Below are 17,009 nucleotides of genomic sequence, written 5' to 3' on the forward strand. Positions count from 1 at the left end.
TATCATCGTTATAAATACAACGATAACTATAGCTACAAGATAAATCACACAAGTTACATAAAAGATTTATTTCCAAGGGACAATAACAGACGTTACCCGTATGTAACATCTGTACAAGCAGCATCCTTACAAAGACTCTATAAACTCGGTTGGCGTTATATTATAAACCGCCTTAAAGCATTTGGAGAAATAGGCCGGCGAGCCGAATCCCGTGGCATAAGCAACCTCGCTAATCGTTCCGGATCGCTGCTTCAATAGGGCGGATGCCTTTTTCAAACGATAGTTACGCAAAAAGTCCGTAGGGGTAATCCCGGACAACTCCTTCACCTTTCGATATAAATGCACACGAGACAGGCCCAGTTTCTCACTGCCTTTCTCTATACTGAAATCGGGATCGCTATAATTCTCCTCTATCAAAGCGATAAACTTACGCATAAACAAATCATCCAGACTCTCTACCTTCCCTTTTGTCTCGATGGAAAGTCCCGCAGGCGATTGAGACTCTTTCAAGAAAACCTCTCGCAAACGATTACGTTCTTCCAACAATTTAATGATACGTAATTTCACGATCTCGATATTGAACGGTTTCTGGATATATTCATCCGCTCCCCCCTCAAATCCATACAAGCGTTGACTGTCATCTGAAAGAGCCGTAAGCAAGATTACCGGGATATGACTGAGGGCCATATCCGACTTAACCCGGCGGCAAAGCTCGAAGCCATTCATCTCCGGCATCATCACGTCACTGACGACCAATGATACATTTTCCTTCAATAGAATATCCAAGGCCTTGGCACCATTCTCCGCTACAAGGACATTAAAATTCCCGGACAACTCATGCTGCAAATAAGCTCGAATATCCCAATCATCCTCAACGATCAAGATCGTATAATCATATTTCTTATTCAACGTTTCTTGAACTTGGGATATATCCAAATGCGCTACACCAGAGGACGATTCGGTCGCATTCGACAGAAAGACACAAGATTCATCAAAATGAGATTTACCTTTCGGGATCTGAACGGTAAACACTGTCCGTTCGCCTTGCTCGCTTTCCACGTGGATCGAGCCTTTATGCATAAGGACAAATTCCCGTGTCAGATGCAGTCCGATACCCGTTCCCGGAGCATAGCTTTGCCCGCTTGTAAAAAAGCGCTCGAATACGGAGGCTAGGTTTTCCGGGGGAATACCCTCTCCATTATCTTCCACCGATAAGACAACCTCCGTCTCCTCCTCCCGCAAACGAATCGTAATCTTCCCCTGCTCCGGGGTAAACTTAAAGGCGTTCGAGAGCAAGTTCGTTAATATCTTCTCCATCTTGTCCGTATCCACCCAAACAAAAAGAGAATCCATTTCATGCAGGAAGGTATAATCAATTCGCTTACTCTGGGCCAGATTATTAAAATAAGATTTCACCTCTTGGATTAAAAAGACCAAATCCATCTTAGTAACCCGCAATCCCATCTTATTATTCTCTATCTTCCGGAAATCCAGCAATTGGTCGATCACACGTTTCAAGCGTTCCGCATTCTTCTTAACGATGCGGATATCATCCGCGAAAGCGCCTGCCGGGGCATCTTGCGCCATCTTGTTCAGAGGCCCGAGAATCAAGGTTAAAGGAGTCTTTATCTCGTGAGATACATTCGTAAAGAACTGCAATTTTTGTGCCGTGACTTGCTCGATACGCTGGTTCGCTACCGAGAGTTCCTCTTTCTGTTGTTGTACCAAACGATTTTTCTCATTCAACAAATGATTCTTCTGGCGCACTTTACGATTAATATAAACCGTGTAAATAGCGGAACCACCCAACAAAAGCGCCAATATCAAGATAATAATCAAGGAACTATAAAGAAAGTTATATTTCGAGAGCAATTGCGACAAATTCGCACGCTGTTTCTCGATCTGGCGTTGATATTCTACCAACCGGTCTGATTGTAAATAAAGGGTACCGGCGTTGGTCTTATCGATCATAGCGGTGCTTAATGCATACTTTTTCGTATAAGCTTGTCCGCTTAAGATCTGCCAAGCAACCTTAATAGCCACCCCACCACCTGTCGGATAATAAAAAGAGGCATCCAACTTACCCTGCGCAACCGCCTCCACGCCTAAGCCTCCTCCCAAGAGTCCATCTACGCCTATAAATTCCACGTGCCCCACCAGCGACGAATCTCGCTCCTCAATCGCCTCACGGGCCCCTAAGGCCATCATATCATTATGAGCGAAAACGATATCGACATCCTCTATGGAATCCAGCTTCAAGACTTCCTCATAGGCATTCTTCCTGTACCAATACCCATCCAACTCCCGGATTTTCACATTCGGATCAATAGACATCGCATCGACAAAACCTTGATGTCTTTCTGTAGCGGAGGAAGAGCCTCTCCGTCCCCATATCTCTAAAATCGTTGTCTCCCCCTTGATCAAGGAGCTGATGTACATTCCGATCGAGCGACCGATCTCGTAATTATCCGCTCCAATATACGTCGTATATTCATCGCTATTAATTTTCCGGTCCAATATGATAGTGGGAATACCAGCCCTGTACGCCTCAACAGCGACAGGCGTAACAGGCTCGGTCTCATTCGACGATATAATCAGCAAATCCACCTTTTTCTTGATAAAACCTTTTATCTGGCTGATCTGAGTATCATTATCCTGACTAGCATCCATTACGACCAACTCGATCTCCGGATGATTTAAAGCCTCTACTTCCATATCACGTATCATGGATTGACGCCAAATATCCGTCATCGAGCATTGAGATACACCGATGACATATTTCTTTTCTTTTTTACCGGGCGAACAGGCAAAGCAAAGAATAAGGAATAGCCAAAGCAGGATATAAAGCGGGTTTCCTTTCATGTGGTATATTTAATTCGATCGTTTATTCTACAAATATACGAAAACTATTCCGAAATTACCCCCAAACAAGTCAAGGTATCTTTTAACAACGGGGTAAATCTATGGATACCGATTTCATTCAAATGATCAGCGTCCCTATAGCAAGAATCAGGTAGCGATACAGCCGTATAATTTAAATAAAAGACCGTTTTATCATCCACATATTCCCGAGCCAAAGAATCCGTCAATTCTCGATAACTCGAAGGAACCCGTTCCATATATTCCGTGGAAACAGGGGCATTGTACAAAATAAGAGACAGATCCCGCTTCTTACATTCCTCTACGATTCGCCCCAACATCTCTTGTTGAAATGAGGATGGCAATAAATAAGCACCCTTATCATCATAGTAATGACGATCGATAATAACGTCTAGTGTTCCCCCGGTCGCCCCCGTGAAAATACGCTCGATCACATTCCTTTTAATCTCAGCTACGCAATTCTTGAACGGAACGCCAAACTCATACGAATACATGACCTCCTTACGGGTTACCGGCGAAACAGCCTCCTGTACCAAGGGTCGCAAATCCTCCCGCTCCTTCAGATGGGGATAAATAGACATATAGGCAGGAAACTCATCTTGATAGGAATCATCGGCCACGGTAAACGTATGATAACCAAACCCCAATATCACGGTTTTCAAATGGGGAAGGTAAGGCGCTTTCAAGCATAAATCGATATAGGTATTGAAATAATTCTCACTGGATTTAGCGTCATTCCTCGATTTCCCCAGCATATCGGCGGATATCGAATGTAAAGGATGGGAATCTCCCAAAATCAATACCTCTACTTCCGGATCACTCTTGAGGCTGGGTACGCTTATATGAAAATAGGAGCGGATCAACAGACAACTAAGCAACCCTAAACATCCTACCACCCCTAAATACCGGAATATAGCTATAAAGAACCTTCTCATACTTATCAGAATTGAAAATAAATGAAACCTTGTGGATTACTGGCGTCGAAACCATAGATGATGATCAGCAATACCGTATAGATAACATACCGAACCGGAAGGCTCAGGTCCTCTATCATCAACCCATGCGCCTGTTTTCGGCCGATCCATTCCACGATGAACATAAGAGCCGTGAAAAAGAAACATTTCTTCAGCAGGAGTTGCCCGAATCCCAAGCCCACAAGTTGAGGAGCCGAGAATAATGAGGCATTGAACATCCGCTCGAGGTACACAGCCGCTTGAGATATATCTTCCGACCGGAACAGAATCCATCCCAATAAGACCAGTAGAAACGTAACTCCCATCTGTGTCAATTCCTTCACAGAGGGAAGGAAACTGTTTTCCGCCACGGAATCTCTATACCTCCTATTTTGACCCAACAATAGCAATGGCAGAAACAACAACGCATGATACGCTCCCCATGCCACAAACGTCCAGTTAGCCCCGTGCCAGAACCCACTTACCAAGAAAATAACAAGGGTATTCCGGAAGCTCTTCCATTTTCCGACCCGGCTCCCCCCTAGCGGTATATAGATATAATCCCGGAACCAAGTCGTCAAAGAGATATGCCAACGCCGCCAAAACTCCGCTATATCCCGGGAGAAATAAGGATACTTAAAGTTCTGCATAAGGTCTATGCCAAACAACCGGGCACAGCCGATCGCTATATCCGAGTATCCGGAAAAATCACCGTAAATCTGTATCGTAAAGAAGAAAGCCCCCAGAAACAAGGTACTCCCATCCAACGTCTGGTAATTCTCAAACACACCGTTCACGAACAAAGCGCAGTTATCGGCAACCACCACTTTCTTGAAAAATCCCCAAAGCATCTGGCGTATACCATCCAACGCCAGATCACAATCGAAATTACGAGGCCGGAGAAACTGAGGTAACAAATGGGTAGCCCGTTCTATCGGGCCCGCCACTAATTGGGGGAAGAAACTGATATAAGCGAAGAATGCCACGATATCATGAGTCGCCTTGATTTTACCTTGGTAAACATCAATCGTATAGCTCAAAGCCTGAAACGTATAAAAGCTGATCCCGACAGGGAGCAAGATATTCAACGTCACGTAATCGGCATCCCAGCCCAATAGGTGAAGGACATTTACCAAATTCTCGGTAAAAAAATCAAAGTACTTAAATACACCCAAGATCGAAAGGTTCAGTAAAATATTGCCGGCACTTATCCACTTTTGGACCGACCGGTTGCCAGCGCATTTCTCCAAATAGACTCCACTCAAGTAACTGCATAACGACGTAAACAGGATCAGCAGCAAAAAGCGCCAGTCCCACCATCCGTAGAACAGGTAACTAACAGCTACCACAAATAGATTTTGCCACCGCAAAGACTTGAAAACAAACCAGTAACCAAAGAAAACCAATGGCAGGAATATAAGGAACTCTATGGAATTAAATAACATAAATATTTAATTTTCAGACTCAAGAATATGTATCATCAAGGCGCAAAGATAAGGAATATCAAGTATTGACCAATAAATATTTCGTATATTCGTAGCTCAGAAATACAATAAGATACAGAGATGAAGATAATCAACGAACAATTACTCGACGAGACCCAGGCCAAAGCCTTGCAGTCTCCCCGCCTGCGAATGAACTATAATTTCCATGAGAGATTGGATGATCCGATCAATCGGTTACTGAATGCCATGGAGCCCGGTACGTATTTGCGTCCGCACCGGCATTTAAATCCGGCGAAAGACGAGATCTTCTTGTTGCTGCGTGGGAAGGTAGCGGTATTCTTGTTTGACGAGGAAGGGAATATCACGGAGAAAACGATACTGAATCCAAAGGAAGGCGCTTATGGAGCGGAGATCAAGGCCGGGACATGGCACGGGCTTCTGGTACTGGAATCCGGATCGGTTATTTATGAGATAAAGCAAGGGCCGTTCGCGCCGCTAGCACCGGAGAACCTAGCGCCTTGGAGCCCCGAGGCGGAAGATACGGAGGGAGTAAAGAAGTATCTGGAATGGCTCGAGAGCCAAATATGATCGATGATACTTTTAGTATAACAAGCTAGCGATCAGCCTCGTATAACAAGAGCTATCCGAGGGTTTTAACAATGCCCATTCTAAAGTGTTTACGATGCCCATTATAAGGAGCTTACAATGGGCATCGTTACCTCCTTATAATAGGCATTGTTATTATTTCTGGAAAACCTTCGTCGATTTAATCATCACGTCGTGTAAAGGACGATCGTTCTTATCCGTCTTTACCACGGAGATCTTCTCTACGATATCGAAGCCTTCCACTACCTCGCCAAAGATCGTTACCGAGCCATCCAGATGCGGAACGCCACCGATTGTCTTATAAATCTCACGCCGTTCGGCCGGGATCACTACCGGGCCTAATACCGCCAACGTATCTTCCACCAAGATGGACGCACGGGCATGTAACTCATTCTCCAAGGAATCGGCGGCCAAGGAAGGATCTTGCTTTTTCAGCTCATCCCGGAATTTATAGTACAACCAGTTGCGGCGGATCTCATTGATACGAGCCTCTTTCTCCGCAAGCTCCTTGTCGTCCAAGACTTTCCCTTGCACAAAACAGAACTGCGTACCGGCGGAGGCACGTTCCGGATTCACGGCATCGATCTCTTTCGCGTCGATCAAAGCGCCTTTCTTATTAAAATGATTGGGTAATATCTCGGCGGGAACGGTATAACCACCATCGCCATCCCCATACAAGGCACCCGGCTCATGCGCCTTACTCTCCGGATCACCACCTTGCACGACAAACTCCTTGATAACACGGTGGAAAAGCATACCCTCATACTCGTTCGACTGGCAGAGCTTTATGAAGTTATCCCGGTGAAGAGGCGTATCGTCGTATAGCAGGACGGTGACGTCTCCCATCGTCGTCTTGATTTTCACATATACGGGTTTATTCGGGTCCAAAGGCTTATCCCCACAAGCTACCAACGTGAGCAAGAGCAGGAACAGCGAGAAAATTTGTCGTTTCATACCTGTTTTATTTATCGGATTAAGTAGTTACAAAGCCGGTTATTCCTCCGCATAGATCAACATCTGGCAATTCTTGCAGTCGAAGCGCAAACGCAAGAGCGTTTCCTTATAGCACAGCAAGTAAGGCTCCTTATAGGGAGACTTCTGCTTCTGGTAAGTAGGGCACCATCCCATACTGTACCTCAGGCAATGTTTCGTGAACATCAAAGGGACATCCTTCTGGGGAGACAACTCGAAAGCGTCTTCCACGGCAGTCACGCCATGCGCCTTATAAAAGGCACCAGCCTTGCTATTGGAGACATTCCCTAAATAAGTCAGACGCTTCTCTGGGAAAGGGATTTCCAAAGTCTCGCCTACACACGGCTTTACCGGACGAGCCTCTTCCCTGCGGTAACGAATCCGCCGGGTAGAGATAAGCCTCTCCACCCCTTGCCTACGCATCTCGGCCAATAAAGAAGAAGGGACAAACCAGTTATCGGACATCGCCACGGTGACCTCCACCGCCTCAAAAGGCGTATTTCCCAACTTAGAGAGCTGGGTACGGATATTCTCCGCTTGATCCCGCCGGGCCGGTTCTTTCTCGAACGGCTGGGTAAGCATGATACGGGCTCCTGTCTCGTCTGTCATACTTAACGTGAAGCCAAAGGCGTTATCTTGAAATTCCATCCGGACAGAGAGCTTCCGCTCGGCGGATGGCTTGGATAGCAGTTTATCAAACTCTTGATCGAAATTCCGGTACAAAGGCATCTTCGGACGGATCGCCGGGCGATCCAACGTAAAGATCCGGTTCGCCTCCACACGGTTTACCCGGAAGCCCTCCAACTCCCCTTTCTCGTTGAAGAAGGTAAGCCCGTCTCCGTTATTCAATTGTTTCAGTCCGGCGATCGTGAAAGAGTTTCCTTTCAGTTCCTTCACCGTACCCACCGGCTCCCCCAAGGACTTAGGCGTATCAAAGCTGGTGATATCCTTCGTGCGCTCCTTCCATAAGAAAGGCGTGAAACCCCGGTTGAAGCTTTTCTCCGCCACAGGTTCGAACGTGTAAGTGCTATGCCCGGCCGAGGCACGACGGTATTCCGGCCGACGGGCCAAGATAGCGTCCAGTTTCTTCCGGTACCAAGCCGTTACGTTTTTCACGTAAGATACATCCTTCAAACGACCCTCGATCTTCAAGGAAGAGACACCGGCATCCAACAACTCCTCCAAGTATTCGCCCCGGTTCATGTCCTTCAAGGATAAGAGATGCTTACCCGATACGATCTCCTTCCCGTCCGCGTCGATCAAGCTATAAGGCAGGCGGCAATACTGGGCGCATTCCCCCCGGTTGGCGCTTCGTCCGCTCAAGGCGGCACTCAGGTAACACTGGCCGCTATAGCTTACGCACAGCGCCCCGTGTACGAAGACCTCCAGAGGCACGGTCGTTCGCTCGGCGATCTCCCGTATCTGGTTCAGCGATAGCTCCCTCGCCAATACGACTTGCGTGAAACCTACCTCTTGCAGGAATCTCACCTTCTCCGGCGTACGGTTATCCGTTTGCGTACTGGCGTGCAAGGGGATAGGCGGAAGGTTCAACTGGGTGATACCCATGTCTTGAACGATCAAGGCATCCGCCCCGGCCTCGTAAAGTTGCCAGATCATTTGCTCGGCCTCTGCCAGCTCCTCTTCTTTCAAGATAGTGTTCAAGGCCACGTAAATACGAGCCGAATAGAGATGGGCGTAATCGCAAAGATGCCGTATATCGTCCAGCGTATTACCAGCGGCGGCACGGGCTCCAAACTTCGGGGCACCGATATACACGGCATCGGCGCCATGGTTAATCGCCTCCCTGCCGCAAATCAGATCCTTAGCGGGAGATAACAGTTCTATCGAACGGGGTTCTTTTCTCATTTACAAGCTTCCTAGTTTTTTGATATCTTCCCGGCGGAACGGGGTCTCTTGGTATACGTAATAGTTCAGCCAATTAGTGAACAGCAGGTTCGCGTGCCCCCGCCAACGTACCACCGGGCCTTGCGCCGGATCGTTGTTCCGGTAATAATTACGAGGCTTGTTGATGGGCAATCCCTTCCCCAAATCACGCATATACTCATCATTCAGCGTATAGGGCGAATACTCGGAATGGCCGGTGATGAAGAATTCCCGTCCGCCACGAGCCATCGCCATATAGACGCCGGATTCCTCGCTCTCGGACAATAAGGTGAGCTCGGGCACCTTCATGATATCCTCCCGGCGAATCTCGGTATGACGGCTATGAGGCACGAAGAACTCGTCATCGAACCCCCGGAAGATCGGAACAAACGGTTCCCGGAGCGAATGACGGAAGACACCGAACATCTTGGCCGGCAAATCATATTTAGGCACCCCATAGAAATGGTATAGCCCCGCTTGCGCCGCCCAGCAGATATAGAGCGTGGAGGTAACATGCGTACGGGCCCAATCGAATATCTGCGTGATCTCCTCCCAATAACTAACTTCCTCGAAAGGCATCTGCTCCACGGGAGCGCCCGTCACGATCATCCCGTCGTAGAAATCATCCGCCATCTCATCGAAATCCTTATAAAATTCCTGCATATGCTCGATGGGCGTATTCTTCGGCGTATGTCCCTTGATCTTCATGAAATCAAGTTCCACTTGCAGGGGTGTATTACTGAGGAGGCGAACCAAGTCCGTCTCGGTCGTTATCTTAAGGGGCATCAAATTCAATACGACTACCCGAAGGGGGCGGATATCCTGCTCCGACGCGCGCAAGGAATCCATCACGAAGATGTGTTCCTTCTTCAGCAGCTCGATAGCCGGTAAGTTCTTTTGTAAATTTAATGGCATTTTCTATCTCTGATTATTATATGAGCGCAAAGATAATGAGAATTTTCTCATTATCGCTTATACTTCGCCACCATGATCACGGGGTTATCCTCCTCGTGCATACCCGCGGCGATCTCCTTTAACTTGCCTTTGAGGTGTCCTTCTTGATAGGCCTCGACAAGTTCGGGGGTATTTATCCGCCACGTGAAGGCGATCTCGTCGTTATTGAAGACCGTGAGGTCGAAAATCTCGTCCACGAGGTTGGCGATCGGTACTTCTTTCGTGAAATCATCGTTATACAGGACATACTCAGATACTTCCTTTGTCTCCCTATCGTACACCAAATCGGTTCTCATCAACCGATAGTAGGTATCCATCATCGCCAAGTTCAATTCTTTCTTTACGGTCTGCATAAAACAATAGCGATCCGTAACCACACCCGGGAAAAGAAAGATCTCCGGGCTCATGGATTGAATAGAGGGAGTCCTTACGATAAAGGGCTTTAATCCATCAGCGGGCGAATAGGTGTAGACCGTATCGCAAGATGGCTCCGTAAGTAGCCAACGATCCCCGTAAGGGACGATACAAGGGTTATTAACCATACCTATGCCCTTTTCGTCGAACAATACTTGCGACACCTTTTTCTCAAAAGGAATCTCTATCTCTTTCGAGACGCTCCCGTCTTGCTTGGATATGAGCTGGAACAGATTTCTAGGCTCCAAGTCCTCCTCCTTGGTCGTGAAATTGAATGTGCGTCCACTATTGGAATCCTGGACGATGAAATGCTCATTGTCGAAATCATACAGGGAATAAAAAGCGCTAAAATCCGCAAACCCGTCCCCATTGAACTTAAAACGTCGCTTGAAATTGCCGTACAAATCATAGACCGGCACACTGCCATCGGCCCTATTCCCCACGAATATCTCCCCTTTCTCGTCATCCAGATAGACACCGCTCGTTGCGGCATACTCCTCGTTCCCCTGCCCTTTCCGATTGATATGCCGAATAGCCTTACCTTTCCGGTCATAAATAAAGATATCACCATCGACGGCCCACATATTTCGTATGATCATCACATCCTTCCCAATCGCCTGCAACCAGCCTAGCGTCACGAACTCGTCCGTCGTCTCCAACGGAATATATTCCACATCAAAAAGATCTTGCAAGATCAGTTCCTTTTTGGGATAATCCTTCGATACGTCCACCACGATAAGATCCTCTTTCTCTTGGGTAGAAGAGGTACCGCAGCCAACCATACCTCCCGTTAATAAAAACATTCCCGCCGCTATCAAGCTCTGTCTCATAATAGTCTTTTCTTTTAGTTTAAATTTAAGGATAAAGGCAAATAACATTCACCTTGCGCAATATAGGGAATTTTTAATGGCTACGCAAAGATCTGTTCGAAAAACTCGTAAATATCTCACTATTTAATGGTTATTATAAATAAGAAAACCAATGGAACCCATCCTATAACTCAATGGGATCTTGTTCGTATTCCATTGAGTTATAGGATGGGTTCCATTGGTTTATAAATTGATATCCATATATCTGCTTTAGGTATAAGGATTAGAAACCTCCCCCTAAAGCCTTATACAGGTATACCACCGACAGCAACTCATCCAGCACGGCATTGTTCAAACCGATCTGGGCGTCCAGCAAACCACGCTGGGCATCCAATACGTCCATGTAGCTGATGACACCGTTGATGTATTGCAGTTGGGCGAGTTCCAGATATTTACTGGCGGAGGCTTCCAGATTCATGCGGGAAGCACGGATCTCCTTCACCTTGCGGACGGTCACGATAGCGTTGTTCACCTCCTTGAAAGCGCCTAATACGCTCTTCTCGTAACTATAGACCTCTTGCTCGTAACGAGCCTTCGCCGCTTTCACTTTCGCCTTGTTCTTCCCCATGGCGAAGATCGGCTGCAACAGGCTTCCGGCAATAAAACCTGCCGGACTCTTCAAGATACTGCTTAACTCATCGCTCTCGAAACCGTAATTACTTGTCAAACGGATCTTCGGGAATAAGTCCGTTTGCGCCACACCCACCTGAGCGTTCGCCGCCCGAAGCTTAAACTCCGCTTGACGCATATCCGGCCGGCGCTCCAGCAAAGAAGACGGTAAGCCGATCGGTAAGGCATCCGGCAGGTGTTGGTCGCTCAAGGAAAGGCCACGGGGGATATCATCCGTATACTCGCCCAACAACATGCTGAGGTCGCTTTCCTTGATCTTGATCTGACGCTCCAGCGAGGGGATCAAGGTCTCGGTACGGGCCAACTCCACTTGGGCTTGGTTGTAAGCCGTCTCGGAAGTAAGTCCGCCCTCATAGCGAAGCTTCGCCAAGCGGACACCCTCACGACGTGCGTCCAAGGTTTGTTGCACGATCGACAACTCTTGGTCCAAGGCGCAAAGTTGATAATAATTGGCGGCTACCTCGGCGATGATGGTCAATCGCAAGGCACGCTGCCCCTCCACGGTCTGCATATAGGAAGCGATGGTAGCCTCGTTCGCCCAGCGGAGGTTGCCCCATAAATCCAATTCCCAAGATAAAGTCAGTTTCGCCCCAAACTCCGGATCGGGCTTCGGATCATCCCCTCCATAGTTCAAGCGTTCCTTTTGCGCATAGATATTCGCACCCACCTCCGGCAGCATATTCGCGAAAGAGATCCGTTTGGCGGCGATCATCTCCTTCACCTTGGCGGCGGCGATCTTCATATCCTTATTATTATCCAGAGCCTTTTTGATCAAATCTTTCAAGGTCTCATCGGCGTAAAGGCTCTCCCAAGGGATATTCTCCACGGACGCCGTATCGGTCGTATCCGTATAAGCCTCGATCCGGTCCGGCAGGTTCAACTCCGGACGTGCGTACCGCTTTCCGATCTTGCAGGAAGAGAACGCCAGCATAGAAACGACGAAAGCGGCTATATAGAAATTCTTTGTCATCATAATTTTCCGTTTTTGTGTCTCTTTAAAATAGAGGTTACCACTTCTTTCTTTTGAGCGATACGTTCCATCCGCATCTTTCCCTTTATCTTATAGATCAAGACGAAAAAGAAGGGAACCAACACGATACCTACCGTAATCGCCACCAGCATACCGAAGAACACGCCCGTACCGATACTATGGCGGGAAGCTGAGCCCGGCCCGCTAGCCAACACCATCGGAAGCATACCCAACACGAAAGCCAACGAGGTCATCAAGATCGGGCGGAAACGCATCTGAGCGGCATGGATAGCGGCTTTCACCACATCTACCCCGTTATCCACCTGTACCTTGGCGAACTCGACGATCAAGATAGCGTTCTTCGCCGCCAAACCGATCAGGGTTACCAGACCGATCTGGAAATAGATATCGTTCTCCAACCCCGTCACCCAGATACCCAAGTAGGCACCCAACGTGGCGACCGGCAAGGAAAGCAATACGGCGATCGGCACGATCCAGCTCTCATACTGAGCCGCCAAGAACAAGAAGACAAACAAGAATACCAACGCCAAGACAAATCCCGTCTGCCCGCCGGCCTGTTTCTCCTGATAGGAAAGACCGCTCCACTCCAGACCGATATTCTCGGGCAGATGCTCCCTAGCGATCCGTTCCATCGCCGCCATCGCCTCGCCCGTACTATATCCCGGGGCGGCTACAGCGTTGATCGAGGCCGTGGTGAACATATTGAAACGCTTGATCGTTCCCGGGCCGGTCGTATATTGGGTCGTGCCCAAGGCGGTCAAGGGAACCATCGCCCCGTCCTTGCTGCGCACGAAGAACAAGTCCAGATTATCCCGGGTAGCCCGGTAAGGCGCCTCCGCTTGGATATATACACGGTAAATACGGTTAAACATATTGAAGTCGTTCACGTACACGGAGCCTAGATAAGCTTTCATGGTCGAGAAGATATCGGACAAAGGGATGCCGAGGAACTTCGCCCGGTCACGATCCACGTCGAAATACAACTGCGGGATCTCGCTCTGCATAGCGGAAGACACACCTTGAAGCTCCGGCGCTCGCGAGGCGTAATACAGGAAGGTATCCGTGGCGCTTACCAAATTATCCCAGCTAGCGTCTCCCCTAGCCTCCAACTGCATTTCCAGACCACCGCTCTCGCCCAAGCCCGGGATTACCGGCGGACGGTTCACATACGACTTAGCCTCGGGGTAATAATAGAATTCCCGGCGGGCATCGGCCATCACGTCCTCTACCTTCATACCGGAGGATTTACGCTCTTCCCACGGTTTCAGGATCACCGTCAGCGTGGCACGCCCTTGGTTCGTACCGACACGGGGACTGCTACCGGTTACGTTCTGTACGTAGGCCACGGCCGGATGATGGTCGAGGAACTCGATCGCACGGTCTGTCACGGCACGTGTACGCTCCAAGGTAGTACCCTCGGGCATCTCCAGCTCTACGGTGAAGAATCCTTGGTCCTCCTCCGGGATAAAGCTGGTAGGCAACACCCGGTTCAAGACGAAGATAGCCACCAGCACCATCCCAAACCCTGCCAAGATACGGCGGGGATTAGCGATGGAGATACGCAACAACTTCGTATATTTCTTATTTCCTTTCGCCAACCACAGATTGATCTTACGGAAAATAAACGCTTTCTTCTTATGAGACGGACGCAAGATGATGGCGCACATCGCCGGACTCAACGTCAAGGCCACTACCGTGGACAGCAACACGGAAACCACGATCGTAACGGAGAACTGACGGTACAACTGCCCCGTGATACCTCCCAAGAAACTCACCGGCACGAACACGGCGGCCAATACCATGGAGGTAGCGATCAAGGCGCCGGATAATTCCCGCATCGCCTTATGCGTAGCCTCACGGGCGGTCACACGCTCCTCGGCCATGATACGCTCCACGTTCTCCACCACCACGATAGCGTCGTCCACCACGATACCGATCGCCAAGATCAATCCCAGCAAGGTAAGCATATTCAACGAGAAGCCGAAGATCAACATGAAACCGAACGTACCGATCAAGGAGATCGGGACAGCGATCGTCGGGATCAAGGCCGCACGCCAATTCTGCAACGAGAGGAACACCACGAGAACGACCAAGAAGAGGGCCTCGAACAAGGTCTTATACACCTCGTGCACGGACTGGGAGATATACTCCGTCATATCAAACGGGAAATTATACTCCAAGCCCTCCGGGAAGTTCTTGCTGATATCCTTCATCGCCTCTTTCACCTTCGTGGCGACCTCCAGAGCGTTCGCTCCCGGCAACATATAGATACCCAAGATAGCGGCGTTCTTCCCGTTGATCCCACTCTCCGTAGAATACGAGGAAGCCTCCAGCGATACCCGGGCCACGTCGCTCATCCGGACGATCGAGCCATCCGGGTTCGCCCGCACCACGATATCCTCAAACTCCTTCACGGTGGACAAACGTCCCGGGGCCATGATAGGCAAGGTGACATCCACGTCCAGCACAGGTTGCTTACCCAGCTCGCCCGCCGCCGATTCCCGGTTCTGGTCTTTCAAGGCATCCTGCAAGTCCTTTACCGTCAATCCCATATTAGCCAACCGATCCGGATACACCCAGATCTGCATGCCGTAATAACGGCTACCGATATTCGATACACGGCCTACGCCCGGGATACGGCGCAATACGTCCAACACGTTGATCGTGGCGAAGTTACTCAGATAGATCTCGTCGAACTTCGGATCGTCGGACATCAAGCTCAAGGTCATCAGCAGGCTGGGTGCCTGCTTCTCGATCGTGATACCATTCTGGATCACCTCGGCGGGCAAACGGCTCTCGGCCAGTTTCACACGGTTCTGGATCTCGACAGCCGCCAAGTCCGCGTCGGCGGATACATCGAAGGTCACCGTAATATTCAAGCTACCCGAGTTCGAGCTACTACTTTGCATATAAATCATGCCGGGCGTACCGTTCAGCTCCTGCTCGATCGGGGTAGCGACCGCTTGAGACACTGTCAGGGCGCTCGCTCCCGGATACGTGGCGCTGATCTTCACCACGGGGGGCGTAATCTGCGGATACTGGTCCACAGGCAACAATGCCAGTCCGATGATTCCGACAATCACGATCAGGATCGATAAGACGGTCGAAAAGACAGGACGGTCTATAAAGAATCCCGGTTTCATTGTTCTTCCTCCTCTCTAAGCGCTTGGATAGCCTTCTCGTCGCCGGCCTCTACCGCATGTACCTTCACGCCCGGCACCAATTTATGATAACCCTCTACCACCACTCGCTCGTTCTCGCCCAAGCCCCGTTCGATCACGACCTTGTTGCCGATCTCCGGGCCGGTCTGCACGAAACGCTTCTCGGCGATATCGTCCCTACGGATGATATAGATGAACGCACCTCCTTTCTCGATCGAGAGCGCTTTCCGGGGAACGACAATCGAACGCTCTCGGACATCCAGCAAGAGCTTCACTTTCGTGAACTGTCCGGGCAATAATTTCTGGTTCGGGTTGGATAGTTCCGCACGAACGCCAAACGTACCGGTCTTCGGGTCCACCAGCGGATCGGCGAAGTCCACGATACCTTTTACCGGGTATTCAGAGTCGTCCGCTAAGGTAACCGTCACGGTAGGCTGCCACGAACGGGTCGTATCCCGCTCGCCAAACTTCACGTTACGACGCTCGGCACGCAGGTAATCCAAGGCGGTCATCTTAAAATCGACCAATACCGTGTCGCTCTTCACGACAGCCGCCAATTTCGAATTGACACCCGGGCCCACCAAAGCGCCCACATCCACGAAACGCTCACTGATATACCCGGACAGCGGCGAGGTCACTACCGTATAGCTCAACTCCATCTCCGCTTGATCCAGATCCGCCTTGCTCATGGCGATATTCGCCTCGGCGTCTTCCAGAGCGGCCGTGGCGTTATCCAAATCCAGCTGGCTGGCGGCGTGTTGCTCGTACAACGGTTTCAGGCGTTCCACGTCACGCCGGGCCTTGGCCGCTTGGGCTTGGCTTTTCTTCAGTTGGGCTTTCGCCTTCTCTACCCTAGCACGATATTTATCGGGATTAATCATAAACAGGGGCTCATTCTGCTTCACCCGTTTACCTTCCTCAAACAACATTTTCTCTAGGAATCCCTCCACACGGGCATGTACCTCGACAAAGCTGGCGGCACGGATACGTCCCACGTACTCACCATAAATCTGCACGTCTTCTTTTGAGGGTTTGTCTACGATCACGATGGGCAATTGCTGCTCTTCCTTATGGTGGCAACCCGTCATCGCTACTACAAGGGCTATCAAGATAACCTGTACTTTTGCCAATCTTTTCTTGCTCATTCTACCTATATAAATTACTTATGTCACATTTGTTATTTAAGAAAGAAAGAATCATTCCATTTTTCTCGAGGACATCGATAATTAACGTTACTTCACTTAATAACA

General features: G+C 49.3%; 11 protein-coding genes. 1 reads left to right on the forward strand and 10 read right to left on the reverse strand.

Translation table 11 applies throughout. From position 1 onward, the window contains the following. Window positions 1-126 precede the first annotated feature (126 nt). Genes DWY79_RS07770 through DWY79_RS07780 form a run of 3 tightly spaced genes read right to left on the reverse strand, consistent with a single transcriptional unit; the run spans window position 127 to window position 5,278 of the window. Window positions 127-2,862, reverse strand: coding sequence for a substrate-binding domain-containing protein (locus DWY79_RS07770; RefSeq protein ID WP_122369147.1), 2,736 nt, complete (start codon window positions 2,860-2,862; stop codon window positions 127-129). Between the two features lie 44 nt (window positions 2,863-2,906). Further along, a complete protein-coding gene (locus tag DWY79_RS07775) occupies window positions 2,907-3,815 on the reverse strand; it encodes a hypothetical protein (RefSeq protein ID WP_005868094.1) in 909 nt (302 codons plus the stop codon). A 5-nt stretch (window positions 3,816-3,820) separates the two neighbouring features. Continuing rightward, complete coding sequence (locus DWY79_RS07780) at window positions 3,821-5,278, reverse strand: MBOAT family protein (protein ID WP_005868093.1); 1,458 nt, start codon at window positions 5,276-5,278, stop codon at window positions 3,821-3,823. Between the two features lie 120 nt (window positions 5,279-5,398). Between DWY79_RS07780 and DWY79_RS07785 the strand changes: the two genes are divergently transcribed. Next, window positions 5,399-5,866 carry a WbuC family cupin fold metalloprotein gene (locus DWY79_RS07785; RefSeq protein ID WP_005855998.1) on the forward strand — a complete coding sequence of 156 codons (468 nt, stop codon included), beginning with the start codon at window positions 5,399-5,401 and terminating at the stop codon, window positions 5,864-5,866. Between the two features lie 153 nt (window positions 5,867-6,019). Here DWY79_RS07785 and DWY79_RS07790 read toward each other — a convergent pair whose 3' ends face one another. The 7 genes from DWY79_RS07790 to DWY79_RS07820 all read right to left on the reverse strand — a co-directional run bounded on the left by DWY79_RS07790 (window position 6,020) and on the right by DWY79_RS07820 (window position 16,904). Beyond that, window positions 6,020-6,838, reverse strand: coding sequence for a peptidylprolyl isomerase (locus DWY79_RS07790; RefSeq protein WP_005855996.1), 819 nt, complete (start codon window positions 6,836-6,838; stop codon window positions 6,020-6,022). A gap of 39 nt (window positions 6,839-6,877) precedes the next feature. Next, entirely contained in the window at window positions 6,878-8,722 is a 1,845-nt protein-coding gene (locus tag DWY79_RS07795) for a U32 family peptidase (RefSeq protein ID WP_122369148.1), read from the reverse strand. After that, a complete protein-coding gene (gene metA, locus DWY79_RS07800) occupies window positions 8,723-9,655 on the reverse strand; it encodes a homoserine O-succinyltransferase (protein ID WP_005855991.1) in 933 nt (310 codons plus the stop codon). 50 nt (window positions 9,656-9,705) lie between these two features. After that, window positions 9,706-10,938: a 6-bladed beta-propeller gene (locus DWY79_RS07805; protein WP_121960870.1), complete on the reverse strand. Its 1,233-nt coding sequence runs from the start codon at window positions 10,936-10,938 to the stop codon at window positions 9,706-9,708. 262 nt (window positions 10,939-11,200) lie between these two features. Continuing rightward, window positions 11,201-12,580 carry an efflux transporter outer membrane subunit gene (locus DWY79_RS07810; RefSeq protein WP_008778263.1) on the reverse strand — a complete coding sequence of 460 codons (1,380 nt, stop codon included), beginning with the start codon at window positions 12,578-12,580 and terminating at the stop codon, window positions 11,201-11,203. Beyond that, the gene (locus DWY79_RS07815) at window positions 12,577-15,741 is read right to left on the reverse strand and encodes an efflux RND transporter permease subunit (protein WP_122369149.1); all 3,165 of its coding nucleotides are present in this window, start codon (window positions 15,739-15,741) and stop codon (window positions 12,577-12,579) included. Before DWY79_RS07815 ends, DWY79_RS07810 begins: the two co-directional genes overlap by 4 nt. Continuing rightward, the gene (locus tag DWY79_RS07820; RefSeq protein WP_008778262.1) at window positions 15,738-16,904 is read right to left on the reverse strand and encodes an efflux RND transporter periplasmic adaptor subunit; all 1,167 of its coding nucleotides are present in this window, start codon (window positions 16,902-16,904) and stop codon (window positions 15,738-15,740) included. The genes DWY79_RS07815 and DWY79_RS07820 overlap by 4 nt, the downstream gene beginning before the upstream one ends. Window positions 16,905-17,009: the final 105 nt, after the last annotated feature.

Source organism: Parabacteroides sp. AF27-14, from assembly GCF_003635425.1.
Taxonomy (GTDB): Bacteria; Bacteroidota; Bacteroidia; order Bacteroidales; family Tannerellaceae; genus Parabacteroides; species Parabacteroides distasonis.